24 protein-coding genes are annotated in these 26,314 nt (G+C 73.0%); 14 read left to right on the top strand and 10 right to left on the bottom strand.

All coding sequences use genetic code 11. The annotated features are described in order from the left end of the window. Window positions 1-5 precede the first annotated feature (5 nt). Complete coding sequence (locus ACFZAM_RS22450) at window positions 6-1,205, top strand: acyl-CoA dehydrogenase family protein (RefSeq protein WP_391048577.1); 1,200 nt, start codon at window positions 6-8, stop codon at window positions 1,203-1,205. Window positions 1,206-1,358: 153 nt separating this feature from the next. Here ACFZAM_RS22450 and ACFZAM_RS22445 read toward each other — a convergent pair whose 3' ends face one another. After that, complete coding sequence (locus tag ACFZAM_RS22445; RefSeq protein ID WP_188283772.1) at window positions 1,359-1,802, bottom strand: cell division protein SepF; 444 nt, start codon at window positions 1,800-1,802, stop codon at window positions 1,359-1,361. Window positions 1,803-2,259: 457 nt separating this feature from the next. Here ACFZAM_RS22445 and ACFZAM_RS22440 point away from each other — a divergent pair, with 457 nt between their 5' ends. The 5 genes from ACFZAM_RS22440 to ACFZAM_RS22420 all read left to right on the top strand — a co-directional run bounded on the left by ACFZAM_RS22440 (window position 2,260) and on the right by ACFZAM_RS22420 (window position 8,552). Further along, a complete protein-coding gene (locus tag ACFZAM_RS22440) occupies window positions 2,260-3,501 on the top strand; it encodes a DUF5685 family protein (RefSeq protein ID WP_355333465.1) in 1,242 nt (413 codons plus the stop codon). Window positions 3,502-4,089: 588 nt separating this feature from the next. After that, window positions 4,090-5,166, top strand: coding sequence for an FMNH2-dependent monooxygenase (locus tag ACFZAM_RS22435; RefSeq protein WP_391048574.1), 1,077 nt, complete (start codon window positions 4,090-4,092; stop codon window positions 5,164-5,166). Window positions 5,167-5,380: 214 nt separating this feature from the next. Next, window positions 5,381-6,124, top strand: a complete 744-nt coding sequence (locus ACFZAM_RS22430; RefSeq protein ID WP_391048572.1) for a DUF1684 domain-containing protein — start codon at window positions 5,381-5,383, stop codon at window positions 6,122-6,124. Window positions 6,125-6,363: 239 nt separating this feature from the next. Further along, entirely contained in the window at window positions 6,364-7,389 is a 1,026-nt protein-coding gene (locus tag ACFZAM_RS22425) for an alpha-lytic protease prodomain-containing protein (protein WP_391048571.1), read from the top strand. Window positions 7,390-7,562: 173 nt separating this feature from the next. Next, window positions 7,563-8,552 (top strand): WYL domain-containing protein, encoded by a 990-nt coding sequence (locus tag ACFZAM_RS22420; RefSeq protein ID WP_391048568.1) that lies wholly within the window; start codon window positions 7,563-7,565, stop codon window positions 8,550-8,552. Between the two features lie 7 nt (window positions 8,553-8,559). On the opposite strand, the gene ACFZAM_RS22415 is transcribed toward ACFZAM_RS22420, so the two are convergent. The 3 genes from ACFZAM_RS22415 to ACFZAM_RS22405 all read right to left on the bottom strand — a co-directional run bounded on the left by ACFZAM_RS22415 (window position 8,560) and on the right by ACFZAM_RS22405 (window position 10,717). Next, window positions 8,560-9,483 carry a transglutaminase domain-containing protein gene (locus ACFZAM_RS22415; protein WP_391048565.1) on the bottom strand — a complete coding sequence of 308 codons (924 nt, stop codon included), beginning with the start codon at window positions 9,481-9,483 and terminating at the stop codon, window positions 8,560-8,562. Between the two features lie 83 nt (window positions 9,484-9,566). Then, window positions 9,567-10,034, bottom strand: a complete 468-nt coding sequence (locus ACFZAM_RS22410; RefSeq protein WP_391048563.1) for a TIGR03618 family F420-dependent PPOX class oxidoreductase — start codon at window positions 10,032-10,034, stop codon at window positions 9,567-9,569. Next, on the bottom strand, window positions 10,034-10,717 hold the full coding sequence (locus ACFZAM_RS22405; RefSeq protein WP_391048560.1) for a helix-turn-helix domain-containing protein: 684 nt from the start codon (window positions 10,715-10,717) through the stop codon (window positions 10,034-10,036). The genes ACFZAM_RS22410 and ACFZAM_RS22405 overlap by 1 nt, the downstream gene beginning before the upstream one ends. Window positions 10,718-10,797: 80 nt before the next feature. Here ACFZAM_RS22405 and ACFZAM_RS22400 point away from each other — a divergent pair, with 80 nt between their 5' ends. Continuing rightward, window positions 10,798-12,159 (top strand): MFS transporter, encoded by a 1,362-nt coding sequence (locus ACFZAM_RS22400; RefSeq protein WP_391048558.1) that lies wholly within the window; start codon window positions 10,798-10,800, stop codon window positions 12,157-12,159. Here the strand turns inward: ACFZAM_RS22400 and ACFZAM_RS22395 are convergent. The 4 genes from ACFZAM_RS22395 to ACFZAM_RS22380 form a co-directional block, all read right to left on the bottom strand. Next, on the bottom strand, window positions 12,043-12,606 hold the full coding sequence (locus tag ACFZAM_RS22395; RefSeq protein WP_391048555.1) for a 2'-5' RNA ligase family protein: 564 nt from the start codon (window positions 12,604-12,606) through the stop codon (window positions 12,043-12,045). The genes ACFZAM_RS22400 and ACFZAM_RS22395 overlap by 117 nt on opposite strands. Window positions 12,607-12,713: 107 nt before the next feature. Continuing rightward, window positions 12,714-16,034, bottom strand: a complete 3,321-nt coding sequence (locus ACFZAM_RS22390) for an error-prone DNA polymerase (RefSeq protein WP_391048552.1) — start codon at window positions 16,032-16,034, stop codon at window positions 12,714-12,716. Then, a complete protein-coding gene (locus ACFZAM_RS22385) occupies window positions 16,027-17,568 on the bottom strand; it encodes a DNA polymerase Y family protein (protein WP_391048551.1) in 1,542 nt (513 codons plus the stop codon). Before ACFZAM_RS22385 ends, ACFZAM_RS22390 begins: the two co-directional genes overlap by 8 nt. 6 nt (window positions 17,569-17,574) lie before the next feature. Beyond that, window positions 17,575-18,273 carry a hypothetical protein gene (locus tag ACFZAM_RS22380; protein ID WP_391048548.1) on the bottom strand — a complete coding sequence of 233 codons (699 nt, stop codon included), beginning with the start codon at window positions 18,271-18,273 and terminating at the stop codon, window positions 17,575-17,577. A gap of 435 nt (window positions 18,274-18,708) precedes the next feature. On the opposite strand from ACFZAM_RS22380, the gene ACFZAM_RS22375 reads away from it, so the two are divergent. Next, complete coding sequence (locus ACFZAM_RS22375; RefSeq protein ID WP_355333432.1) at window positions 18,709-19,569, top strand: alpha/beta fold hydrolase; 861 nt, start codon at window positions 18,709-18,711, stop codon at window positions 19,567-19,569. Here the strand turns inward: ACFZAM_RS22375 and ACFZAM_RS22370 are convergent. Next, entirely contained in the window at window positions 19,562-19,936 is a 375-nt protein-coding gene (locus tag ACFZAM_RS22370; RefSeq protein ID WP_391048546.1) for a cupin domain-containing protein, read from the bottom strand. The two genes, ACFZAM_RS22375 and ACFZAM_RS22370, sit on opposite strands and share 8 nt — an antisense overlap. 86 nt (window positions 19,937-20,022) lie before the next feature. On the opposite strand from ACFZAM_RS22370, the gene ACFZAM_RS22365 reads away from it, so the two are divergent. From ACFZAM_RS22365 to ACFZAM_RS22345, 5 genes are all read left to right on the top strand, one after another. After that, window positions 20,023-20,469 (top strand): MarR family transcriptional regulator, encoded by a 447-nt coding sequence (locus tag ACFZAM_RS22365; protein WP_355333428.1) that lies wholly within the window; start codon window positions 20,023-20,025, stop codon window positions 20,467-20,469. A gap of 67 nt (window positions 20,470-20,536) precedes the next feature. After that, the gene (locus ACFZAM_RS22360; protein ID WP_391048543.1) at window positions 20,537-22,198 is read left to right on the top strand and encodes a carboxyl transferase domain-containing protein; all 1,662 of its coding nucleotides are present in this window, start codon (window positions 20,537-20,539) and stop codon (window positions 22,196-22,198) included. A 36-nt stretch (window positions 22,199-22,234) separates the two neighbouring features. Beyond that, complete coding sequence (locus ACFZAM_RS22355) at window positions 22,235-23,365, top strand: methyltransferase domain-containing protein (protein WP_391048541.1); 1,131 nt, start codon at window positions 22,235-22,237, stop codon at window positions 23,363-23,365. Then, a complete protein-coding gene (locus ACFZAM_RS22350) occupies window positions 23,362-23,733 on the top strand; it encodes a GntR family transcriptional regulator (protein ID WP_188283791.1) in 372 nt (123 codons plus the stop codon). Before ACFZAM_RS22355 ends, ACFZAM_RS22350 begins: the two co-directional genes overlap by 4 nt. Window positions 23,734-24,068: 335 nt before the next feature. Next, window positions 24,069-24,335 carry a hypothetical protein gene (locus ACFZAM_RS22345; RefSeq protein WP_391048538.1) on the top strand — a complete coding sequence of 89 codons (267 nt, stop codon included), beginning with the start codon at window positions 24,069-24,071 and terminating at the stop codon, window positions 24,333-24,335. Window positions 24,336-24,469: 134 nt separating this feature from the next. Here the strand turns inward: ACFZAM_RS22345 and ACFZAM_RS22340 are convergent, their stop codons facing one another. After that, window positions 24,470-25,639 (bottom strand): DUF5925 domain-containing protein, encoded by a 1,170-nt coding sequence (locus tag ACFZAM_RS22340; protein ID WP_355333418.1) that lies wholly within the window; start codon window positions 25,637-25,639, stop codon window positions 24,470-24,472. A gap of 390 nt (window positions 25,640-26,029) precedes the next feature. Between ACFZAM_RS22340 and ACFZAM_RS22335 the strand changes: the two genes are divergently transcribed. Then, complete coding sequence (locus tag ACFZAM_RS22335; protein ID WP_188283793.1) at window positions 26,030-26,293, top strand: hypothetical protein; 264 nt, start codon at window positions 26,030-26,032, stop codon at window positions 26,291-26,293. Window positions 26,294-26,314 lie beyond the last annotated feature (21 nt).

Raw genomic sequence — 26,314 nt, 5'->3', positions numbered from 1 at the left:
CCGTCATGCCCGGAGCCGCAACCCCGCCCTTCGACCCGTACGACCCGCTGGGCCTCGACGACCTGCTCACGCCCGAGGACCGCGCGGTCCGCGACACCCTACGGAAATGGGCCGCCGACCGCGTGCTGCCGCATGTCGCCGACTGGTACGAGCGCGGCGAACTGCCCGTCATCAGGGAACTCGCCCGTGAGCTGGGCGCGATCGGCGCCCTCGGCATGACGCTGACCGGCTACGGCTGCGCGGGCGCGAGCGCCGTCCAGTACGGCCTGGCCTGTCTGGAACTGGAGGCCGCCGACTCCGGCATCCGCTCGCTGGTCTCGGTCCAGGGCTCGCTCGCGATGTACGCCGTCCACCGCTACGGCTCCGAGGAACAGAAGCAGCGCTGGCTCCCGTCGATGGCCGCGGGCGAGGTGATCGGCTGCTTCGGCCTCACCGAACCCGACCACGGCTCCGACCCGGCCGCCATGACCACCCACGCCAGGCGGGACGGCTCCGACTGGGTGCTCAGCGGCCGCAAGATGTGGATCACCAACGGCTCGGTGGCCGGTGTCGCCGTCGTCTGGGCCCAGACGACGGACGCGCCCGGCGGCATCCGCGGCTTCGTCGTCCCCACCGACACCCCCGGCTTCTCCGCGCCGGAGATCCACCACAAGTGGAGCCTGCGCGCCTCGGTCACCAGCGAACTCGTCATGGACGATGTCCGGTTGCCCGCCGACGCCGTACTCCCCGAGGTCACCGGTCTGCGAGGACCGCTGAGCTGCCTCAGCCACGCGCGCTACGGAATCGTCTGGGGCGCGATGGGCGCCGCGCGCAGCAGCTTCGAGGCCGCCCTGTCGTACGCGACGACGCGCGAGCAGTTCGGCAGGCCGATCGGCGGCTTCCAGCTCACCCAGGCCAAACTCGCCGACATGGCGGTCGAACTGCACAAGGGCATCCTGCTCGCCCACCACCTGGGACAGCGGATGGACGCCGGACGGCTGCGGCCGGAACGGGTGAGCTTCGGCAAGCTCAACAACGTCCGCGAGGCGATCGAGATCTGCCGCACCGCCCGGACGATCCTGGGCGCCAACGGGATCTCACTGGAGTACCCGGTGATGCGGCACGCCACCAACCTGGAGTCCGTGCTCACCTATGAGGGCACGGTCGAGATGCACCAGCTCGTCCTGGGCAAGGCGCTCACCGGACTCGACGCCTTCCGCGGATGACGCGGTGCGGCCGTACCCGCCCGGTGAGCGCCCTGCCCGGTCCTGATCGGGGGCTGTCCCCGGGGAGACAACCCCCGGCCCCCGGCAGGGGCGGGACCGGCGGGCGGGTGATAGAGCGGCGGCCAGAGTGTCGGTTCTGGTCGAACCAGAGTGTCAGTTCTGGTTGAAGAAGCCGTCGCCGCCGCGCTTGGCGTCGGCGTTCATGACCATGTAGTCGGCGGGAGTCAGCAGGAAGACCCTGGTGGCGACGCGCTCGATGGAGCCGCGCAGCCCGAACGTGAGACCGGCGGCGAAGTCGACGACGCGCTTGGCGTCGCTCGGCTCCATGCCGGTGAGGTTGACGATGACCGGGACGCCCTCGCGGAACAGCTCCCCGATGCCGCGCGCGTCCCGGAAACCGTCCGGGGTCACGGTGGCGATCCTGCGGCCCTGCTCTTCGGCGGTCTCGGTGGCGACCCGCACCCGCGGGTCGGTCACCCACGTGTCAGCCCGCTCGGAGCCCTCGCCGTAGTCGGCGTACTCCTCGTCGTAGTAACCCTCGCCGCCGTTGTCGTCAACGAGGCCCAGCCAAGCACTCGCCCGTCGAACCGATCCCATGGACGCCTCCTCTCTCACACGGTCAGTACCGTCCGCAGTCCTATGGTCGTCCATGATGTGGATGATGTGCCAAGCGGATTGCCGCCAGTCAGGCGTCTTGTGACGGTACTGGTGCACACGATAGTGGCGGATCGTCAGGCAGGCCCAGGGATATGGCCCCTGACACTTCGTTGGGAGCGCTCCCCACTTCCGGGTGACATGCGGGGCCGTCCGGCCGTACGCGCGCTCGTAGGCACGGCCGTACGTGTCGTCGTAAGTCCGCTCGTATCCGGCGCCCACCGGCCGGCCCCGAACCGTCGTACGCGATCCGCGCGTCGTGGTGGCGGCCGACCGTGGGCCCGGACGGGCCCGTACGGCTGCCGCCGGCGACTGACCCCTGCCCCCGGCTGCGGATAATATGTCCGCCGGTCGCAGGGGTCGGCCCTGCGGGCGGGCGAGTTCAACGGGGGAGCACGCGATGTTCGGGATCATCAGGCCGTGTCGGCACCGCATGTCCGAGGGGCTCGCGGCCTCCTGGACGGCCCACTTGTGCGGCCTGTGTCTCGCGTTGCGGGACGGGCACGGCCAGTTCGCGAGAATCGCCACCAACTACGACGGACTCGTCGTGTCGGTGCTCGTCGAGGCGCAGACGGCCGTGTCCGGTGACGCCGACAGCCTGCGCCGCAAGGCCGGGCCGTGCCCGCTGCGCGGGATGCGGACGGCGCCGGTCGCCATGGGGGAGGGCGCGCGGCTGGCCGCGGCCGTCTCGCTGGTGCTCGCCTCGGCGAAGATGCGTGACCATGTGGAGGACGCCGACGGGGCGTTCGCCCGGCGGCCGGTCGCCGCGGCGGCCCGTACGGTCGCCCGCCGCTGGGACCGGGCCGGGGCGCGTACCGGCGACAGCCTGGGCTTCGACACCGCGGTGCTGCTCGACGCGGTCGGGCGGCAGGGCGGGATTGAGGCGGCGGCCGGACTCGGCACCTCGCTGCTGACCGTCACCGAGCCCACCGAGACGGCGACCGCCGCGGCCTTCGCGCACACCGCCGTACTCGCCGGGCGGCCCGCCAACCGGGAACCGCTGGCGGAGGCCGGACGGCTCTTCGGACGGCTCGCCCACCTCCTGGACGCGGTCGAGGACCTGGCCGAGGACACCCGCTCCGGCGCCTGGAACCCGCTCACCGCGACCGGCACCGACCTCGCCGAGGCGCGGCGGCTGTGCGACGACGCGCTGCACGGCATACGGCTCGCGCTCCGCGACACCGACTTCGCCGGGTCCGCCTCGGGCAAGCTCACCCATGTGCTGCTCGTCCACGAATTGGGACGGTCGGTGGACAGGGCCTTCGGCACCGGCGGTTGCGCGCACCAGGGCGCGGCGCCGTCCGCCGCCTCGCCCCCGCCGGGCAACCCCTACGCGCCGGGCGCGCCCGGCGGCACTCCGCACGGTCCGGGCCAGCGGCCGAACGCGCCCGGCGGCCCCGGTTTTCCCGGCGGCTTCCCGCCGCCCGAGCCGCCGCGCAGGCGCGGACTGATCATGGGCTGCCTGGTCTACGCCGGGATGTGCTGCACCTGTGAGCTGTGCTGCCGCGAGCACGACGACCCGTGGAGCGGGCAGCGCCGCGATTCCTGGTGCAGCAACTGCGACTGCGACTGCGACGGTTGCTCGGACTGCGGTGATTGTTGCGATTGCTGTGACTGCTGCGACTGCGGGTGCGACTGCTGAGGCTGTACGGCGGGGCGTGCGGATGAGCTGTACGGGTGAGGTGTTCGGGTGAGCTGTACGAATGAGCTCTACGAATGAACTCTACGAATGAGGTCGGGCCCGTAGCGGGAGCCCGGTGGGCGGGACGGCCCGCGGGGGTGACCTGCGAGGGGAGCGCCCGAGGGAGGGCGGTCAAACGGCGGGGCTGCGTGCGCGCGTGTGTGAGGACGGGACGATCCGTCGGAGAAAGGTCAGCTACAACAACACGACGCCGACCACACCCGACCGAAGTCGATGTGGCCGCGAGTGACGAGCCGACAGCTACGCATGCCCACAGTGCAGCAGCCCATCAGGGCATCCGTCAACCACGCTGAGACGCGTGGTCCAGCACCTGGACATGCTTGACAGCGGGTGACGGCGTCGGCATAGCCTCGTGTCAAGGCCCTTGACGGGCCCAGCCGCGTTGAGGGACGCGGCGGCCTGTGTGAAGACGACTCCCGTGCCCCTTCCGCGTGTCCACGGAGCCTTCGCATGCCTGCTGCCTTCTCTCCTTCCTCTCCCTCGCCTTCTTCCTCTTCTTCCCCGGCCTCCGCGTCGCGGGGTGCCTCCGTGACCGCCGCCGCTGCCGCCGCGCCGCCCGCACCCGCCGTCCGGCGTCGTACGCGCTCGCTGCATCTCGCCGCCGCGATCGACGTCCCCGACCGCTACGAGGTGGCCTCGTACGGGGAATTGGCCCGGCTCGCGGAGGGCGGCGCGCTGGACTTCGTCACCCTGGACGGCGCGGCCGACGCCGATCCGCTCGCCGTACTCACCGCGGTGGCCGCCGAGACCGGCCGGATCGGGCTCGTCCCCGCGGTGCCCGTGACCCGCGCCGGGCCGCGTGGTGTCGCGGCGGCGGTCGGCGCCCTGGATTCGGCCAGCCGGGGCCGGGCCGGCTGGACGCCCCGGGCGGTGCCAGAGCCGGTGCCTGAGTCGGCGTCCGGTCCGGCGTCCGGTCGGAGGTCCGAGTCGAGGGCCGGGGGGACGGCCGGGGGGAAGGCCGGGGGGACGGCCGACCTGAGATCCGGTCCGAGATCCGCGCTCACGCCGAAAGCGAGAGCCGAGGCGATGTGGCGGGAGACGGCGGCCGTCGCCGAGGCGGTCGCGCGGGAGTGGGACGGCGGCGCGCCCGGCCCGCGGGTGCGGCAGGGGCGGCCGGTCACGGCGGTGGACGCGACCGAACCCGCCGCCCGCGCCGTCGCGGCCCGGTACGCCGACCTCGCCTTCGTCCGCGCCGCGGGTCCCGAGACAGCCGGGCTGGTACGGGACGAACTGCGGCGGCTGGCGGTCGGAGCGGGGCGGGACCCGGACCGGCTGCTGGTGCTCGCCGAACTCTCCGTCGACCTCGGCGGCGGCGAGATCGGCCCGGAGCCGGGCGCCGAGATCACCCTGGTGCCGGACGGCGCGGGCGGCGTGCTGTTCTGCGGCGGCCCCGTCGACCTGGCCGAGCTGATCGCCGCGTGGCAGCAGGCGGGCGCGGTCGACGGCTTCCGCGTCCGGCCGGTGGAGCCCCGACGCGATCTGGAGCGCTTCGTGAACGGGACCACCGCGCTGCTCCAGCACCGGGGTCTGTTCCGCTCCTTCCACCCGGGCGCGACACTGCGCGAACACCTGGGCCTGCACCGCCCGTTACCGGACCTCCGGTGAACCGCCCGTCTCACCGGTCGGACGGCGGTGCGTCGCCGCGCGCCTCCTCCCGAGACTCCGCGCGCCTCCTTCCGAGGCTTCGCACGTCCTGTCCCATGACTCCGCGCGCCCTCTCCCGCGACACTCCTCGTACCCCCTCACGGCACACTCCCCGCAGGTCACCGCCGTGCGAGCGCGTCCGGCTCGCACGGCCCGTATGGAAGGCTTGGTCGGCATGAGCGCAGAAACGGTTCTTGCTTGGAAGCGGTGGCACGAGCGGCGGGCCGAGACCGTCGCGGCGCCGTACGGTCCGCTGGCCCTGATCGGTACGTACTGGCTCGACGACGTGGCCGGGGACGGGACGATCCCCGGACTGCCGGGCCGGTGGCGGCAGGACGGCGGGGCGGTGGTGCACGAGGCGGACGGCGTGTCGACCGTGCTGGAGGCCGAGGGCGAGCCGGTGTTCCTGCCGGACGGCAGGAAACTGCTGGCGATCGTCCGCGAGGGCCTGCTCGCCGTACGGGTCTGGGACCCGCGGTCGCCCGCCCGTCTGGCCTTCGCCGGGATCGCGGCCTTCGACCCCGACGAGCGCTGGGTGCTGCCCGCGGTCTTCCGCCCGTTCGAGGCCGACCGCACCGTCCGGGTACCGAACGCGGACGGCCGTGAGCGCGGTCTCGGCCTCGGCGGCGAGCTGGCGTTCACGGTGGACGGGACCGAGCACACGCTCGCCGTGACGGTCGAGGACGACGGCCGGCTGTGGGGCGTCATCGCGGACGCGACCAGCGGAACCAGCACCTTCCGGTTCCGTTTCCTGCACGCGCCCGCGCCGGACGCCGACGGTTCGCTGACGCTGGACCTGAACCGTACGACGCTGCCGCCGTGCGCTTTCGCGGACGCCTTCATCTGCCCGTTCCCGCCGCCGGGCAACACCCTGGCCTTCGCGCTGGAAGCGGGGGAGCGGGCAGTTCTCACCAACTGAGACAGCGTCACATCCGGTTGCCCCGGCGGTTTTTGGACCGCCGGGGCAGCGCTGTGTCAGGCGCCGTACGGACATTCGGCCGAACTACCCGGCCGAAAGGCCCCCTTGTGTGTTGCCTGTGGGATCTGAATACTCCTGTGAGTGCTTGTCAGGCGTATGAGGCGTTCGAATATCGGATCGAGTCTGACAGTACACCGACAAATCCCCCCGCAACCTCCCACCCCCACAGGAGGAAACGAGTGAAGACCACCCGGCGCATACAGCTTCTGGCCGTCACCTCCGGCCTGATCGCCGCCACCGCCGTCGCACTCCCGTCGGCGAGCGCCACCCCCACCCCCAAGGCCACGCCCGACGCGGCCGCCACCCTCGCGACCCACCTCGGCGCGAACAGCACCGCGGGTACCTACTACGACGCGGCGAGCAAGACCACCGTCGTCAACGTCACCACCCAGGCCGCGGCCGACAGCGTCCGCGCCGCGGGCGCCACCCCGCGCCTGGTCACCCACAGCGCCGCGCAGCTCGCCAAGGCGGGCGACGCGACCAAGGCGGCCGACGTCGCGGGCACCGCCTGGTCCGTCGACCCGCGCAGCAACACCCTGGAAGTCAGCATCGACAGCCGGGTCACCGCCTCCCAGCTCGACCAGCTCAAGAAGTCCACGGCCGGCTTCGGCGACGCCGTGCGCATCAACCGGGTCGAGGGCACCTTCAACACGCTGCTCTCCGGCGGCGACGCGGTGCAGACCACCCAGTGGCGCTGCTCGGTGGGCTTCAACGTCCGCAGCGGCAGCACGTACTACTTCCTGACCGCGGGTCACTGCACCGAGGGCAAGCCCGCGTACTACACCACCTCCGGCACCTACATCGGCCCGACGACGGGCACCAGCTTCCCGACCAACGACTACGGCATCGTCCGCTACGACTCGACGGTCGCCCATGACGGCACCGTCGGCAGCCAGGACATCACCAGCGCCGCCAACGCCTACGTCGGCGAGTCCGTCACGCGTCGCGGCTCGACCACCGGCATCCACAGCGGCACCGTCCAGGCCCTCAACGCCACCGTCAACTACGGCAACGGCGAGATCGTCTACGGTCTGATCAAGACCAACGTCTGCGCCGAGCCCGGCGACAGCGGCGGCTCCCTCTACGACGGCACCAAGGCCATCGGCCTGACCTCCGGCGGCAGCGGCAACTGCTCCTCCGGCGGGACCACGTACTTCCAGCCCGTCACGGAGGCGCTGAGCGCGTACGGGGTCAGCGTCTACTGAGCCGTCCGCCGAAACCCGCGCGAGTAAGCGAGGCCCGCGCGAGTCGGCGTGAATCGGCCGAGCGGGCGGAAGCCTTGCGGGCAAAGGCAGTTCACCCGCTCAACAGCTCCACCGTCCGGCGCCCCCACCGCACCCCGCGCGGTGGGGGCGCCGGTTCGTACAGACTGGACGGCATGCTGGAAACCTCGGCGCGGCTGTTGCGCCTGCTCTCGCTGCTCCAGTCACGCCGCGACTGGACGGGGCCCGACCTCGCCGAGCGGCTGGACGTCACCGCGCGCACGGTCCGCCGTGACGTCGAGCGGCTGCGGGCGCTCGGCTATCCCGTGCACGCGGCGCCCGGTACCGCGGGCGGCTACCGGCTGGGCGCGGGCGCCGCGCTGCCGCCGCTGCTGCTCGACGACGAGGAGGCGGTGGCGGTCGCGCTCTGCCTGCGCACCGGGGCGGGCAGCAGCGTCGAGGGGATCCAGGAGACGTCGGTACGCGCGCTGACCAAGCTGGAGCAGGTGCTGCCGTCCCGGCTGCGGCACCGCGTCCAGGCGATGCAGGCGGTCACGGTACGGCCGCGCGCCGCCGGCCCGACGGTCGGCCAGGAGGTGCTGACCGTGATCGGCGCCGCGTGCCGGGACCGGGAGCTGCTGCGCTTCGACTACCGCGACTACGCGGGCAAGGCCAGCCGCCGGGCCGTGGAACCGTACCGGCTCGTCCACCACGGATGGCGCTGGTACCTGCTCGCCTACGACGTCGACCGCGCGGACTGGCGGACCTTCCGCGTCGACCGGATGGAGCCCAAGCCGCCCACCGGCCCGCGCTTCACGCCCCGCGAACTGCCCGAGGACGCGGCGGAGTACGTGGCCAAGGGCGTCACCTCGCACGCGTACCGCTTCCAGGCGCGCGTGGTGCTGCACGCGCCCGCCTCGACCGTCCGGCAGATCTGGGCGGGTTTCGGAGCGGTCGACCCGATCGACGCCGACACCTGCGAACTGACCACCGGCTTCGAGTCGTTGGACGCGCTGGCGATGTTCGTCGGCATGCTCGGGGTGGACTTCGAGGTGCGGGAGCCGCCCGAACTCGCCGAGTATCTGCGGGTGGTGGCGGGGCGGCTGACGCGGGCGGCGGACCGCGGGGTGGCCGACGGGACGGAGGCGTCCTCGGGGCCGGGGTGAGCAAGGCTCAGTCGGAAGCGACCGCTTGACGGAGCGTCACACTCCGTTCGCCCAGGTAGGTGGTGTGCGAGCTGACCACCGGCGGCACCCGCAGCGCCTCGTGCTCGCGCGGGAGACGGCGGATTCCGGTGAAGGGGCCGCCCGCGGCGCTGAGTTCGGCGACCGCGTCGAGCAGCGCCACGTCGTCGGCGCCGAGTGCGTCGAACGGCTGGTCCATCGGCGGGTCGGCCAGCCCCCAGCCGTCCCACACCAGCAGTTCGGTGCTGTTGAGCATCGCCAGGTCGAGCAGCAGATTGTGCTGCACGAACCACCACCCTCGCAGACCGAGGAGTTCGACCCCGTACGTCCGCGGGTCCGCCGCGCCCGACCGGCAGTCCTGCCACGCCCGGCCCGCCACCACGAACCGGTCGCGCGGCACGTCGAACGGGTCGAAGTCGATGCCGTGCGCGCTGATCAGCTCGGGCGCGGCCATCTGCGCGTCGACCAGCCGCCAGCTCGCGCGGTCCGCGTCCCAGTACTCGGTGATCCAGTGGTCGTCGTGGAAACCCGGTGTGAAGTACGTGGCGTAGCCGCCGCGGACCCTGGCGGGGACGCCCTTCTCGCGCAGCGCGGAGCACAGCAGCAGCGCGAAGTCCCGGCAGGTACCGGCGAATCGCTCCTCCGGGCGGCGCGGGCGGTCGAGCGGCGCGTCGCACAGGCCGCGCGCCACCGCGAGGATGTCCGCGGCGTAACGGGTCTCCGCCTCGGCGTCCTTGCGGTCGCGCGGCAGCTCGTACCCGAACAGGTGCGTCTCCTCCCGGTGGACGAGCAGACTGCGCACCGTCTCGGCGAGGACCCCCGGGTCGGCGGGCAGCCCGGCGAAGACGTCCGTGCCGCCCGGATCGCTGGCCACGCTCTGCGTCCGGTAGAAATCGAACTCATTTTCGTCCATGAGGGAACTCTGCCGGGAATTCCCGCCGGAATTCAACCTGTTCGGCCGTCCGTCCGTGGCAATCGGTGTCGCGGCGCCGGGCCTCAGGCCAACGGGCCGCTGGTGGCGCCCTCTTCGCGGCCCCACCCGTAGGCGCGGTCGGCGCGCAGCTTGATCACCAGGCGGTGGTCGGCGACCATCGCGGCGCGGTACTCGTCCCAGTCCGGGTGCTCGCCCCGGAGCGCGCGGTACAGGTCGACCAGCTCCTCCACGGTCGCGTCGTGCGGATCGGCGGCCACCGGGGTGAGTTCGGCGTCGCCCTCGGCGACCAGGTACGCGCCGAGGTCGGGCGTGGAGACGTAGAAGCTGGCCCGCGGGTCGCGGCGCAGATTGCGGGTCTTCGCGCGGTCGTCGGTCGCCGAGACGCGGATGGTGCGGGTCGAGTCGTCGTAGTGGAAGGTCACGTTGGACAACTGCGGCCGGCCGTCCCGCTTCAGCGTGACGAGGACGCCGTTGAGCTGCCGCTGGAGGAGGTCGAACAGCGGGTGGGCGGAGGTTTCCTGACGGCTCATCATCGCTCCGGTTCTGATCGTGGGGCTTCGGGGTGGTGGGCGGTGGCCGGTGCGGCCTCGGGCGCGGGTGCGTGGTCGTGCTGGTGCTGGTCCTGGTGCTGGTGCTGGTGCTCGTCGTGGTCGCGCTCGCGGGCTGGCTCGTGCTTGTGGTCGGGCTGTGCGGGTCCCGGTCCGGCGTCGGGTTCAGTGAGGGGAAACGCCATCACCGTCGCGCCGATTCCGACCGTGCCCGGCGAATGCGGTGCTCGCGCCGCGTCGTGCAGCTCGTCGAAGAGCGCGGCCAGTCGGACACGGAAGGTGTCCCAGACCTCGGGCGCCACCCATAGCTCCGCGTCCGAGGTCACCCCCGCGGCGCCCGGCGCGCGGCGGCCCGCCCGGTCGCGCAGATTGTGGGCCAGCGCCTCGGCGATCAGCAGCGCCCCCTCGTCCCGCTGATCGGAGAGCGGGGAGCCGTGCACCGCGCGGTAACGGCGTTCCCTGCCGCCGCGGTTGGCGCGCACCTCGGCGAGTTCCACCAGGCCGACCGCGTCCAGCCTGCGCAGATGCTGACTGGCCAGGGCGTGCGAGACGCCCAGTTCGCGGGCGAGTTCCGCGGCGGACAGCGGCGCGTTCCAGACCAGGGACACGATGCGCAGCCGCACCGGGTGGGCGAGGGCTCTGAGGAGGGGATCGGTCGCCGTCATGTGCCCATTAGACCGTCCACGGCCGCGGGAAGCGGGCAGGCGGTTGCCGTCGCTGACTCCCAAGCAATATGTTGGGAGTCATGACGGTGCGCAAGGTCCTGGGGGACCGTGACGCGGCGACGTATCTGGGCGGTGTCCTGGTCTCCGGTTTCGGCGACTCGGCGATGCTGCTCGTCGCCGGTATCTGGGTGAAGACGCTGACCGGCTCCAGCAGCCTCGCGGCGGCCGTGACCTTCTGCGTGTGGGCGCCCGCTCTGGCCGGGCCCGTGCTCGGCACCCTCGCCGACCGGGTGCGCCGCCGCTCGCTGCTGATCTGGACCAACGCGGCCCTGGCCGTCCTGCTCCCGGTCCTTCTCGCGGTACGGTCCGGCCGCGAGGCATGGCTGCTGTTCGTGGTCCTCGCGGTGGTCGGCGCCGCCTCCGTGCTGTCGGACGCCGCCGAGGCCGGTCTCGTCACCGCCGCCGTCCCCGTCGACCTGCGCGGCGACTTCAACGGCCTGCGGATGACCGTCAACGAGGCCATGAAGCTGCTCGCCCCGCTCGTCGGCGCGGGCCTCTTCCTGCGCTACGGCGGCGGGGCCGTCGCCGTCCTCGACGCCGTCACCTTCGTCCTCGCGGCGGCGGCCTTCGCGATGCTGCGCACCCGTGAACTCCCGCCGGTCCCACCGGCCGAGGGCTGGCGCGAACAGGCCGCGGAGGGCATCCGCTGCCTGCGCGACCACCCCCTGCTGCGCCCGCTGGTGACCGTCGGAGCGGTCGCGATGGTGCTGTCCGGGCTCAGCAGCTCCGCGATCTACGAGATGACCGAGGCCGGGCTGCACCGTCCGCCCGCCTTCGTGGCGGTGCTCTACGTGGTGCAGGGCGCCGGGTCGATCGTCGCCGGAGTGGTCGCGGGCGCGGTCATGCGCCGCCTGCCGGAACGGGTCTTCGCCGCCGTCGGCCTGCTGCTTTTCACCACCGGCGCCGCCCTGCGCGCCGTCCCCTCACTGCCCGTCGTGCTCGTCGCGACCCTCGCCATCGGGGTCGGGCTGCCCTGGGTCATCGTCGCGGCCTTCACCGCCGTCCAGCAGCGCACCGCTCCCGAACTGGTCGGCCGGGTCGCGGCCACCGCGAGCACGGTGATCTTCGGCCCCACGGCGCTGGCCGCCGCCCTCGGCGCGGGGCTGGTCGCCCTGGTCGACTTCCGGCTCCAACTCGCCGCCGTCGGGGTCCTCGGGCTGCTGGCCGCGTGGCTTCTGCTGCTGCGTGGCGGGGGCGAGGGTTCGGCGGACGCGGGTTCGGTGAGGGCCGAGGGTTTGGCGGACGCCGTTTCAGTGGGCTCTGTTTCAGCGAGCCCCGCCGTGGGGGGCTCCGCCCAGGGGGAACACGGCGTCCTGCGTCCAGCGGACGCCGTCGAAGACCACCAGCCGGACCTCCGCGATCCGCGTCCGCAGCAGCGCTAGCGCCGGGACGCACTCCGCCTCCACCGCGGCGTACACCTCGTCCGACTGCCCCTGCGCGACAGTCAGATGGGGGGCCGGATCACCGAACGCGCCTCCGTACGGCGGGGCTTCCGGCCACCGGGTCGCCACTGCCGCGGTCAGCGCCCGCACGGGTCCTTCGGGCTCGGGCGCCAGCCACAGCAGATCCGGGAACCGCCCGAAGCGGGGGAAGCGCATCTCGAACGGCGCGTGGCCCGCGAAGAGTTCACCCAGCGCAGCCCGCCCCCCCGTGTCGATCCGCTCGGCCGGAAGGAACGGATACAGCACCGTGAGGTGCGCGGGCACCCCCTCCGCCGCGGCCGGGTCGTACCGCTCCCGCGCCGCGCCCACCACCTTCTCCGCCTCCGGCACCACAGCCACCAACGCGGTCGTACCCGCCGCGCGCCCCGACGTTCCCTTCTGACCCATACCTGGCATCGTCCCCCGCCCGTCCCTCGCACCGCCACCCAACACCCACCGTCACCCAACACCCACCGTCACCCGACACCCACCGTCCCCCAACACCCGTCGCGGTCCTACGCCTTCGGCTCGCCCTCGCCGAGGGGGCGGGCGGTGTGGACGACGAGGTTGGTGACGTCGTGTTCGCGTTCGATGTGGCCGTCGAGCAGGACGGCGGGGGCGTCGAGGATGGTGCGGCGGATGAGGGCCCAGACCGGTGGGGTGATGACGAGGTTGGCCATGGCGGTCTCGTCCTCGACGACGGCGAAGGCCATGCCGTTGGCGGTCGGGGGGCGTTGGAGGTATTTGACGATGCCGCCGACGCGGATGCGGCGCTGTGCGGGCCAGGTGCGGATGGCCTTGGTGGGCTGTGCGCCGAGGTGGTCGAGGTAGGGGCGCAGATGGTGGACGGGGTGCGGTCCCGCGGTGGCGCCGGTGGCGGTGAGGTCGGCCAGGGTGGTCTCGCCCGCGGTCATGGCGGGGAGTTCGGGGGCGTCGGGCAGGGCGTCGAAGCCGGGCAGGACCGGCTGCTGGTGCGCGGTGTGGGCGCCGGAGCGCCAGATCGCGGTGCGGCGGCCGGTGCCCAGGGACGCGAAGGCGCCGGCGGTGGCGAGCTGTTCGAGGAGCCGGGCGCCCAGGCCGCCGCGTCGGGCGACGTCGTCCAGGTCCCGGAACGGCCGCTCGGCGCGGGCCGTGAGGAGGGCCGTGGCGGCGTCCTGCGACAGTCCGCGGACGCTGGTGAGCCCGCGGCGGATCGCCGGGTGTCCGTCGGGCCGCGCGGAGTCGGGTTCGAGGGTGGCGTGCACGCCGGAGGCGTTGATGTCGACGCCCCGGACGGCGATGCCGTGGTGGCGGGCGTCCTGGATGAGGGTCTGGGAGTCGTAGAAGCCCATCGGCAGGTGGGCCATGATCCCGGCGATCAGGGCCGCGGGATAGTAGTGCTTGATCCAGGCGGACGCGTAGATGATGCCCGCCATGGACTGCGCGTGGGACTCGGGGAAGCCGTAACTGCTCAGCGACGAGATCATGGTGATGATCCGCTCCGCGGCGTCCGGGCCGATCCCGCGCCGCGCCATGCCGGTCAGCAGCCGGTCGCGCAGCCGGGCGACCTTCTCGGTGGCGTGTTTGGCGGCGAGGTCCTTGCGGAGCCGGTCGGCCTCGCCCGGGGTGAACCCGGCGCAGTCGGTGGCGAGCCGGATCGCCTGCTCCTGCCACAACACCACCCCCAGGGACTTCTTCAGCGCCGCTTCGGCCAGCGGGTGGGGGTAGGTGACGGGTTCCTCGCCCGCCCTGCGCCGCAGATACGGGTGCTTGCTCCCGGCCTGGATCGGCCCGGGGCGGATGATCGAGGCGGCGACGGTGAGGTCCTCGAAGCAGGCCGGTTTCAGCTGCGGCAGGGTGCTGATCTGGGCGCGGCTCTCGGCCTGGTAGACCCCTATGGTGTCGGCGCGGGCGATCATCGCGTACACCCGCGGGTCGTCCTGCGGGATCGTCGCCATGTCGAGGTGTACGCCGTGGTGTCCGGCGATCAGGTCACAGGCGGTGTGCAGGGCCGCGAGCATGCCGAGACCCAGCAGATCGATCTTGACCAGATGGGCGGCGGCGACGTCGTCCTTGTCGCCCTGGAGGACGGACCGGCCGGGCATGGTGGCCCATTCGACCGGCATGACCTCGCCGATCGGCTGCGCGGTCAGCACCATGCCGCCGGAGTGCACCCCCAGGTGCCGTGGCAGACCTTTGAGCTGAGCGGCCAGGTCGGTGACGTCGGCGGGGATGTCCGGATCGGCTGTCGTGGCCGTGCCCGTGCCCGTGCCCGTGCCCGTGTTTGTGTTTGTGTTTGTGGCCGTGCTCGTGGCCGTGTTTGTGTCGCTGCTCGCGCCGTCGGGGGTGTGGGGGCGGCCGGGCCGGTGGTGCAGGGACCGGGTCATGGCGTTGACGGCGGCGGCCGGGTAACCGAGCACTCGGGCCGCGTCCCTGACCGCCAGCTTCGGCTGGTAGCTGATGAGGTTGGCGACCTGCGCGGCGTGGTCACGGCCGTAGCGGGTGTAGACGTACTGGATGACCTCTTCGCGGCGGTGGTTCTCGAAGTCGATGTCGATGTCCGGCGGCCCCGACTTCTCCATCGACAGGAACCGTTCGAAGAGCAACCCGTGCTTGAGCGCGTCCACCGCCGTGATGCCCAGGACGTAGCAGACCACGCTGCTGGCGGCGCTGCCCCGGCCCTGGCACCAGATGCCCTGCTCCTGCGAGAAGCGCACGATGTCGTGGACGATCAGGAAGTACCCGGCCATGCCCAGATCGCCGATCACCCCCAGTTCGTGGTCGAGCTGCCGCCACGCGGTCGCCGCCGCCGGATCGTCACGGGCTCCGTAGCGGGCCGCGCAGCCCCGCTCGGCCAGTCGCCGCAGCCAGGAGCTGTCGTCGTGACCGGGCGGTACGGGGAAGCGCGGCAGTTCGGGCCGCAGCTCGGCGAGGTCCAGGACGCACGACTGGCCCAGGGCGATGGTCGATTCGTACGCTCCGGGGTAGCGGGCCAGCCGCTCCTCCATCTCCGCCCCGGTCCGCAGGTGCGCGGTCGGCGCGGCCATCAGATGCCCGGTGGCCTGGTCGAGGGTCTCGATCCGTCGCAGTGCGGTGAGGGCCTGGGCGAGCCGGGCCTGCGCGGGCGCGGCGTAGTGGACGGCGTTGGTGGCGACCACGGGGGTGCCGGTGCGGTGAGCGGCCACCACCAGGGCGTCGGCGCGCACGCTGTCGACGGGAAGATTCCAGTCGATGAGTTCCGCGTGCACGCTGCCGCTGCCGAACACCTCGCCGAGCCGGTCGAGGTGGAAGGCGAGCTGTCCGATCTCCGTACCGTCCTCGCCCGCGTCGGCGGGCGGGCAGCCGGTCAGGACCGCCCAGTCGCCGCCGGCGGCGGCGCGGGCGAGCACGTCGAGGTCGTACACCGGACGGCCTTTGGACCCGGCGAGCTGGGCCGCGGTGATCGCCGCGGACAGGCGGCGGAACCCGTCGAGGTTCCGGGCGAGGACGACGGGGTGCCCGAGCCCGTGAGCGGTGAGGGTGAGTTCGGCGCCGAACACGGTCCGCAGCCCGGTACCGCGGGCGGCCTCGGCAACCCGCCGGGCCCCGTACAGCCCGTCCCGGTCGGTGAGCGCCAGCACCTCGATGCCCAGCCGCACGGCCTCCGTGACCAGCGCCCCCGGATCACTGGCCCCCTGGAGGAACGACAGCGAGCTGTGCGCATGCAGCTCCGCCCACGGCAACCGGCTCCGCTCTTCCCGGTATTCGGTGTGTGCCGGGTCCGCCGGGTCCGCCGCGTGCGCCGGATTCGCTGGGCGCGCCGTGCGCGGAGCGGCGGCGGGCAGGCGCAGCAGACGACCGGTGCGGCGGTCAGCCATAGTGGGCCTCGGCCCACCACCGGCCCGCGGAGATCTGCAACAGCCATGCCCCGCCCGCGGCGGTGGTGATCTGCATCCGGGCGATCCGCCGCGCACGGTCACGGTCCCACCACTGTTCCAGCGCGGGCCACGGCGCACTCCACGCGGTCACTTCCAGCACGCCGGGGAGCCCGTCCACGGTCAGCCGGACCGGAGGCGCGGAGACCGCCAGCCGTCCCGAGACGCTCACCACCTGCCCGGCGCCGTCCAGCAACCGGGCGGGCAGCAGCGGCTGGTACACCGTGGCCGGGTGCGGGGCGGGCAGCCTGCCGGGCCACGGCCCGCCACCGGCCGGGGGCGTGGCGATGTCGCCGACCGGGACCTTGCGGACCCGGTCGGCCGGGCCGCGGCCCCCGGTCAACTCCACCCGCGTGACCGCCCGGTGCCCGAGCAGCGCCTGCACCTGACCGGCCGCACGCTCCAGATCGTCCAGCGTGGCGCCCCCGCCGAACAGCACCGTCTGACGGCCGGTGGCCGCGCTGAGCTGCCGGGGCCGCAGCACCAGCTCCACCACTCCGACCGCGCCCCCGGCCCCGTCGGCGGCCGGGGCGAGATCCCCGGCATCGGTCCACGCCTGCACCTGCCAGCGCACCCGCTCCGCGACCGCCAACGACGACAGCCGTCCCTCGTGCCGCCACGCCCGCCGCAACTTGCGGCCGTCGGCCAGGCCCACCTCCACCTCCACTCGTGCTCCGACGACGCCCGCTGACGTCAGCCGCTCCTGCAACCGTTCGGCCAATGCCTTCCCCGCGAACGCCAACGGCTCGGTGCGTTCCTCGGCAGGGTCGAAGCCCCACCGCACCGCGTGGTCGGGCTCCGCGCCCGAGGCGTTCAGAAGCCGCGGCTCACGCCCGGACGCGGTGCGGTGCGCCGCCGCCCCGTCGGCGCCGAAGCGGGCGGACACCTGGTCCGAGGGCAGCGCCGCGAAACCGCCCAGCGTGCCGATCCCGAGCCTGACCAGCAGTTCGGCCAGCCGGGGCCGACCGAGCACGCCCACCGGATAGGGGGCGAGTAAACCGGCCGTCTCCCCGGCCGGAACCAGGACCCCGGACCGGGCGCGGGCCGCCAGCGCCGCGGCGAAGGTCGTATCCGCGGCCCCGCTCTGCACGGGGTGGCCGAGCCGGGAGAGCGCCGCGGCGACCCGCGCGGCCAGCTCCGCCTCGCCGCCCCAGTACCGCGCGGGACCGCGGGCCGGGGCGGCCACCATGCCCGGACGGATCACCTCCAGCCGCGGCATCACCTCCGCCTCCAACCGGCGTACCACCGGCTCGAACCCGCGCGTCTCGGCCGCCTGATCCCGTTCGGCGACCCGCAGCCCGGGGCAGCGGGACTGCGCCTGCCGCACCCGCATCCCCCGGCGTACCCCGGCCGCCCGCGCCGCGGCCGAACACGCCACCACCCGTCCGTCCCCCGACACGACCGCCACCGGCTCCCCGTCCGGCAGCCCCGTGGTGATCAGCGGCCAGTCCGGGACCCACGACACCAGCACTCGCACGCCCGTTCACCCCACCACGCGCAGCGCCCGGCCCCGGCCCGGCGCGGCCCCGGCCCGCACCTGATCCGCGGGCGGAGCGACCGGTTCGGGCTCCGCCACGGGCATCGCCATCCCGGTCGGGCCCGGCAGCAACAGCTCCGCCCGGCGCGGGGCACCGCCCGCGGCGCCGCGCCCGGACACCTCCACCACCACGCGGCGATGACGCAGCACACCGTGGCCCGCACCGAGCCCGTCCCACCGCGCCTCGGTCACCCGCAGCCGCAGATCGGCGCCGTCCCACGGACCGGCCACGAGCAACACGGCCCCGTGGGCCCGCACCTGTCCTGCCACCCGTCGCACCACTCGCCCCGGCGCCGACCCCGGCGCGCCGAGCAGGATCACCGGCACCGTCGACACCAGCAACGACACCACCTGCGCCCACCGGCCCCCCGGCGCGTCCACCCACAGGCCCGCCCCGGCGTCCAGACCCGCGTCCCGCGCGGCCAGCGCCCCCAAGGACGGCAGCCCCACCACGGCCCAGCCGGCCCCGGGACGCCGTCCCACCGCCTGCGCCGCCAACGCCAGCAGCAGCCCCTTGTCCCCGCCGACAGCGGTCACCGTGCCCGCCCGCAGCCGCCCTTCGGGCAGCAGCGGACCCCACACGGACCCCGGTCCGGCGACCGTCCCGTGTCCCGCCCGACCGTCTGCCGCCAGCACTGCACCCATGCCCCCGACATTCGCACGCGCGTTCGAACAAGGCAAGTCGGCGCACCACCATCACTGCACGTGAGGGGTGTCGTACGGTCGATACGCATGTCCTTTGCATCCGCTCGACCGCGGCCGCTCGGCCCGCCCCTGGCCGCCCGGGCGGGGGCGGTCGCGACGCCGTTCTCGGCCCGCTCGGCCGTCGTCACTCCGGTGGCCGACGTCCGCCCGCCGCCTGCCCTACTCGCGGACGCTGGTGGAAGCCGTCACTTCCGCCGCGACGCCGTGGAGGGTCGTGGGTTTTGTGACCGGCGGATAACGACGCGCCGACTTTTTACTCACGCGTAACTAGCCGCCCGTACTTACTCGCGCGTAATTTAACGGGTGTTCAGCAACCTCGTGATCCGGATCACAGGGCCTGCGTGTGTCCATTTTCCCGAACTGCGAGGAGATCACATGAGGCTGCCCTGGCGACGGCTCTTGGCCGCGCTTTCGCTGGCTGCCGCGATGGTTGTGGCGCCCGCTGCCACCGCCTCCGCATCTGCCAACTCGGCACCGTCAAGCGGGTGGAACAACTTCTCCTGCCGCCCCTCGGCCCAACACCCCCGTCCTGTCGTCCTGGTCCACGGCACCTTCGGCAACGGCACCGACAACTGGCTCGCCTTCGCCCCCTACCTGGTGCAGCGCGGCTACTGCGTCTACTCGTTCGACTACGGGATGCTGCCCGGCGTGCCGTTGATCGGCGGCCTCGGTCCGATCGCGGACTCGGCGCAGCAGCTCTCCGACTTCACCGACCGGGTGCTCGCCGCCTCCGGCACCTCCAAGGTCGACATCGTCGGGCACTCGCAGGGCGGCATGATGCCGCGTTACTACCTGCGCTTCCTCGGCGGCGCGGCGAAGGTGAACGCCCTGGTCGCACTGGCCCCCGACAACCACGGGACCACGCTCGACGGACTCACCAAGCTGCTTCCGTACTTCCCCGGCGCGGCCGACGCGCTCCACGGGATCACCCCCGGACTCGCCGACCAGGTGGCCGGATCGCCTTTCCAGCAGCACCTGAACGCGGGCGGCGACACCGTGCCCGGCGTGCACTACACGGTGATCTCGACCATCTACGACGAGGTCGTCACGCCGTATACGACCCAGGCGCTGTCCGGGCCCGACGTGCACAACGTCGTGCTCCAGAACCTGTGCCCGGTCGACGTGTCCGAGCATGTGGCCATCGGCCTGACCGACCGCATCGCCTTCCACGAGGCGGCGAACGCGCTCGATCCGGCGCACGCGACCCCGACCACCTGTCTGTCGGCGTTCAGTTAGCCCATGGCGGTGATATGCGCGAGCCGTCGGCCAGCGTGGCTTGCAGGCCGATGCTCGTGGTGACCCACAAGGTGGCCGGCTCCTCCGTGCGGTTGGACAGACCTATGGAGGAGCCGGGCCGTGCGATGGCGGCATCTCCCGGTGTCAGGGAGCGCGTCTCCCCGTCGACGGACAGCTCCACCGACCCGGACAGGACCAGGAACACCTCCTCGCGAGTGATGGTGTGCGGAGGTCCCGACGTCCCGGCCGGGACCTCGCTGCGCCAGGCGCACAGTTCCTCGCTGCCGAGTGCGGGCGCCGCGTAGGACACGAAGCGCACCCCGTGGATCTCATGTGCGACGGCGTCGGCCGCGGTGATGAAAGGCATGACAACCTCCGGTGTTAGGCAAGTAACTTGCGTAAGCTCCTTGCCTATATGTTCAAGCAGCTTGCGCACTGTGTCAAGGTGTTCCTGTGAAGAATTCCGATGCCATGAGCCTGAGCGCGGCGCTCCTCGCCGCCACCGGCTCGCTCGTCGAGGACATCCACAACGGCGTCGTGGCCCTCGGCTACACCGACCTGCGCCCCACGCACGGCTTTGTCTTCTCCCGGCTGGCCCCGTCCGGCGCGACCGTCACCGAGATCGCCGAACACCTCGGCGTCACCCGCCAGGCGGCCAGTCAGATCGTGGACGAGCTGGAGCGCAAGGGATACGTCGAACGCCGCCCGCACCCCGACGACGCGCGGGCCCGGCTGGTCGTGCTCACCCCGCAGGGGTGGCGGTGCACCCGCGCCGCCGAGGAGTCCGCCGCGGAAGCCGTCCAGCCCTGGATCGAACTCCTCGGCGAGGAGCGGCTGCTCGCGCTGCGCGACGAACTGGTCCGCCTCGCGCCCACCGGCCCCATCCGTCCGAGCTGGTAGCGCGGCACGCGGCCGACCGCCGGAGGAGAACGCGGCCCGGCCGCACCGGCCGTGGCAGGGTGGCGCCATGAGCGACCCAGACCGCCGGCCCACCGCCCTCCGGATCATCGGGACCGTCCTCGACCCCGGCACCTGGCGCCGCTGGGACGAACCGGTGACCGTGGCCGACCTGCCCGAAGCGGGCGACTACCGGGCGGATCTGCTCGCCGCCCGCGCCCGTACCGGCCTGGACGAGTCGGTGGTGACGGGGGAGGGGCGGATCCGGGGGCGCCGAGTGGCGCTGATGGCAGGGGAGTTCGGCTTCCTCGGCGGGTCCATCGGAGTCGCCGCGGGCACCCGGCTGGTCACGGCGGTCGAACGCGCCACCCGCGAACGGCTCCCGCTGCTGGCCACGCCCGCCTCCGGCGGCACCCGCATGCAGGAAGGGACCATCGCCTTCCTCCAGATGGTCAAGGTCACCGCCGCCATCGCCGACCACAAAGCCGCCGGACTCCCTTACCTGGTCCACCTGCGGCACCCCACGACCGGCGGGGTGCTCGCGTCCTGGGGATCGCTCGGCCATGTCACCTCGGCGGAACCCGGCGCGCTCATCGGCTTCCTGGGACCACGGGTGCACCTGGCGCTCTACGGCGAGGAGTTCCCCGCCGGAGTGCAGACCTCCGAGAATCTGCTCGCCCACGGTCTGATCGACGCGGTGCTGCCCGCGGGCGCGCTCGCCGCGGCGGCGGCCACGGCGCTCGACGTGCTCTGCGGCGAGCAGGGCCCGCTCTCGCACCGGCCCCTGACCACGCCCCGGCACGTGCCCGCGCCTCCGTCCGTGTCCACGCCCGCCCTCGTATCTCCGCCCGCACTCCTATCTCCGCCCGCGCCCGCAGGGCAGGAAGAGAGAGGACAAGGAGAGGACACGCCGCTACCCGTGGACGCGTCGCTTCCCACGAGCGCGTCACTTCCCGCCGACACCGCCGACACCGCCGACTCGCTGCGCCGCAGCCGCCGACCCGAACGCCCCGGACTGCACGACCTGTTGGCCCGTGCCACCGATGTGACACCGCTGAGCGGCACCGGCGCGGGAGAGCGCGACCCCGGTCTGCTGCTGGCACTCGCCCGCTTCGGACCCTCGCCGTGCGTGGTGCTCGGCCACGACCGCCGCCCCGCGGAAGCCGGACCCGCGCCGCTGGGACCCGCCGGGCTGCGCGAGGCACGGCGCGGGATGCGGATCGCCGCCGAACTCGGCCTGCCCCTCCTCACCGTTGTCGACACGGCGGGCGCCGCGCTCTCCCGCGAGGCGGAGGAAGGCGGTCTCGCCGCCGAGATCGCCCGCAGCCTCGCCGACCTCGTCACACTCCCCGCGCCCACGCTGTGCCTGCTCCTCGGCCAAGGGGCGGGCGGCGGCGCGCTCGCTCTGCTGCCCGCCGATCAGGTGCTCGTCGCCCGGCACGCCTGGCTGTCCCCGCTCCCGCCCGAAGGCGCCTCCGCGATCCTCCACCGCACGACGGACCGCGCCGTCGAACTCGCCGAACAGCAGGGCATCGGCTCGGCCGCGCTGCTCGCCCACGGCATCGCGGACGCCGTCGTCCCGGAGGACCCGGACGCCGCCGACGACCCGGACGCCTTCCTCACTCGTCTCGCCCACGTCCTCGGCGCGCGTCTCGCGGACCTCCGCGCGATGGACCCCGAGCGGCGAACAGCCGCCCGCAGAGCGCGTTATCGCAGGCTGGGCGGGGTCTGAGGGGCCATTGTCAGTGGTGGGTGGCAGGCTTTTCCCATGAGCACCGAGACGGACAACCGCGACTTCTGGGACGGCGAAGCCGACCGCTTCGACGACGAGCCCGACCACGGCCTGCGCGACCCGAGGGTCAGGGACGCCTGGGCCATACGGCTGCGCTCGTGGCTGCCCGGGACGCCGTCCGACGTGCTCGACCTCGGCTGCGGCACGGGAAGCCTCGCGTTGCTCGCGGCCGAGGCGGGACACCGGATCACCGCTGTCGACTCATCGACAAAGATGGTCGCGCGGGCCGAGGAGAAGCTGACGGGTACGGGGGCGCGGGTGCTGGTCGGCGACGCCGCCCGGCCGCCGGTCGACCCTGCCGGATTCGACGTCGTCCTCGTCCGGCACGTGCTGTGGACCCTGCCGGATCCGGCGGCCGTACTGCGGCACTGGGTGGGGTTGTTGCGGCCGGGCGGCAGGCTCGTACTGGTCGAAGGACGCTGGGGCGCGATCAGCCCGGTCGGCATCGGGGCCGCGGAACTCGTCCAGCTGACCGCACCGCTCGGCGGCCGACTGGTGATCGAACAGCTCGGGCACGACGCCGCGTTGTGGGGCCGTGAGGTCGAGGACGAGCGGTACGCGGCGGTGCTCCGGCCGCCCGCGCCCCAACGGCACAAGGAGATCGTCGACGTCCATCTGCTGCTGCTCCGCGGCGACGAGGTGCTGCTCGCCCGCCGCTCGGGCACCGGCTACGCGGACGGTCTGCTGAACGCGCCGTCCGGACACCTGGAGGACGGCGAGGACGTCAGAAGCGGCATGATCCGCGAGGCCCGCGAGGAGATCGGCATCGAGTTGGCGTCGGAGGAGCTGGCGGTCGCCCTGGTCATGCAGCACCGCGCACCGGACGGCGCGGCCAGGATCGGCTGGTTCTTCACGGCCGAATACGGCAGCGGTGGCGAGCCCGTCAACCGCGAGCCCGACAAGTGCTCCGAGCTGGGCTGGTACCCGCTGGACGCCCTGCCCGACGACATGGTCGCGTACTGCCGAGCGGGCATCGACGCCTACCGGGGCGGGCAGCCGTTCCTGCTCCACCTGCACGAGAGCGGGGACCCGATCGCCTACGACCCGGCCGGCAGCGGCCGAGCGGTGCCGCTGCCGCCGTCCGCTGTGCCAGGATCCCGGATATGAGCCTGAAGATCACCGTAGACGCGGACGCGGCCACCGCCCCGTACGAGCAACTGCGCGGGCAGATCGCGGAAGAGGCCCGCGAGGGACGCCTTCCGGTCGGCTACAAGCTGCCCACCGTACGGGGACTCGCCGAGCAGTTGGGGCTTGCGGCCAACACGGTCGCCAAGGCGTACCGCGCGCTGGAGGCCGACGGGGTGATCGAGACCCGCGGCAGGCACGGCACCTACATCGCCGCAGCCGACGCCCGCGCACGGGAAGTGGCCGCCGCGGCGGCGGAGTACGTGGCACGCACGCGCCGCCTCGGGCTCGACCGGGACGCCGCGCGGGCCGCGGTGGACGAGGCGCTGCGCGCCGTCGACGAGACCTAGAGCCCGGACCCCGGAGGTTCTCGCTCTCGGAGGGGCGCCAGCGTGGCGGGTCGGCGGCCGGGGGGCCGGGCGGGCGTGACCAGGTGGTGGGGGAGCCGTCGTAGTGCATCGGCGGGAGTGCGTAACGGAGTCGGCCCATGGGGGAGTCGGCTTCGGCGAGACGGGGGGAGTGATCGCGATGGTCCGCAGGTGGTGGAGGATCGGTCGCCGGGATGCCGTCGAGGAGCCAGGCGGCCGTGGTGGCGAGGGCCAGACGCAGACGGCATCCGGCGCCGGTGCCCGCGGTGAGCCGGTCGGTGAGCGCGCGCAGTACGGCGGCGGCGATCAGGTAGCCGGTGCCGTGGTCGAGGAACTGGGCGGGCAGTGCGGCGGGCGGCAGCGTGAGGCCGCGGGCCGACGCCGTGGCGGCCGGTCGGTGCTGGACGATCGGCTGGGCAGCCGCCGCGCGGCCGGGTTCGCTCGCCGCCCAGGCCGACGCGGTACGGACGGCCATGGCGAGACCGCCCGCCGCGTACACCGTCTGCTCGGAGCGTTCGCCGGGCGTTGCCGCGAGTTCCTCCGCCACTCGGGCCACGATGGCGTCGGTGCTGTCGGAGTCATGACAACAGCGGACGTCTCCAAGGCGGCGTCCGGCACTCGCGCGTCTCCTTGTGCGTCTTCTCACCCGCGGGCCGCGCGGTTCCCGGACGCCTCATCGGCCTTGGCGGCGTCCGGGGCGGGGAAACCGCCGGAGCTGCTAGAGGTAGAGGCCGTCCGACGCCTGGGCGGGGACGGGCAGGGCGGCCGTGCTGCCGCGGCGGAGCGCGTACAGCTCGGCGAGGGTGGCGCCTTCGCGGCCGATGCCCTCGGGAGTGCCCAGCCAGTTGACGGCCTCGTCACGGGTCAGCGGGCCGACCTCGATCCTGGCCAGGCAGCGGCCCGGCCGGACCACCGCGGGGTGCAGGCGTTCCAGATCCTCGTTGGTGGTGATGCCGACCAGCACATTGCGGCCCTGGCCGAGCAGCCCGTCCGTGAGATTGAGCAGCCGGGACAGCGCCTGGCCGGTCTGGTGCTTGGCCTGGCCCCGGATCAGCTCGTCGCAGTCCTCCAGCAGCAGGAGCCGCCAGCGACCGCCCGCCGTGCCGTCGTCCTCGCCGATGGCGATGTCCATCAGATAGCCGACGTCGTTGAAGAGCCGCTCGGGGTCGAGCACGCAGTCGACCTGGCACCAGTCGCGCCAGGACCGGGCCAGAGTGCGCAGCGCCGAGGTCTTGCCGGTGCCGGGCGGGCCGTGGAGCAGCAGCAGGCGGCCGGTGATGTCGTCGGCCGTGAGCTTCATCAGGCCGTCCATCGAGTCGGCGACCGGCGCGGTGTAGTTCCCGCGCAGCTCCTCCCACGTGGCGGCGGAGATCTGCCGGGTGGTGCGGTGCGGTCCGCGGCGCGGCGAGACGTACCAGAAGCCCATGGTGACGTTCTCGGGCTGCGGCTCCGGCTCGTCCTCGGCGTCGTCGACGGAGGACTTCAGCACCTGCTCGGCCAGTTCGTCCGTGACGGCGGCCACGGTGACGTCGGCGCCCCGGTTCCAGCGGGAGATGAGGACGGTCCAGCCGTCGCCCTCGGCGAGGGTGGCGCTGCGGTCCTTGTCGCGGGCCTGGCGCAGTACCACCGCGTCCGGCGGCAGCAGTGTGAGGCCGGACTTCACATTCTCCAGCGAGGCGCCGCGCGAGAACGGCTGCTCGCCCGAGGTGAACCGGCCCAGGAAGAGGGCGTCCACGACATCGGACGGGGAGTCGCTGTCGTCCAGTCGCAGATGGACGGGGAGTGCCTGGTGCGGGGCGGTGGCGGCGGTCGGCTTGGCGGCCGGTCCCTTGCCGGTTCCGGTGGTGGGCGGCACTTGCCTCCTCGGTTCACTGGGTGTCGCGGACATGCGGCCCATGATCCGGCACGCGGGCCCGATTCGCCCAGTCTTTTTCCATGCCGGGCCTCCCACCACGCCGTTGGTGGATTCATACCGTCTTGTCAGTATTTGGCGAGCGAGGTGCCGGGCGGCTTGAACTTCTCGTACAAGCGTACGTCCACGCTCGTGGGTGTCCCCGGCGGGGCGGCGGGGGAGACCCACGGGAACGGCACTGTTGCCAGGTCACAGCGGTCGCCGCCGATCGGGCGGCCGAGCTGGGCACATGCCCTTGGAATGTCAACGCCCTTGAGGAGAAGGTGAATACGGCGTCGCGAAAGAGTCCAGGATGCGCACGTGACGTGGCGGGGCGATAGGGTTAGCCTGCCCGAGCCGGGTGCCCTCGTAAGGGTGGGGAGAGTAATGGAACAGATAGCGATGCACAGCAGGCCACGAGTGCCTGCCATCAACTGCGGTACAGGCGCGTCCAGTGCGCGCCTCGACCGGCACCTCGCGATACTGGCCGGGCCTGCCCTGCCCCAGCGCGACACAGAGGAAGCGACTGTGCTGATGCAGGAGCTGACCTCGCGCAACACCGTGCACACCAAGGCCAACCGCGGTGCGAGGGTGTCGCTCTTCGCGCCGCTGCGACGGCTGCGGAGATCGCTGTTCGGCAACCGAGGCTGAGTCCGCTCCGCCCTCTCCCAG

Origin of the sequence: Streptomyces sp. NPDC008079 (assembly GCF_042957385.1) — a bacterium.
Classification (GTDB): Bacteria; Actinomycetota; Actinomycetes; order Streptomycetales; family Streptomycetaceae; genus Actinacidiphila.
This window is presented reverse-complemented; position numbering and strand designations above follow the sequence as displayed.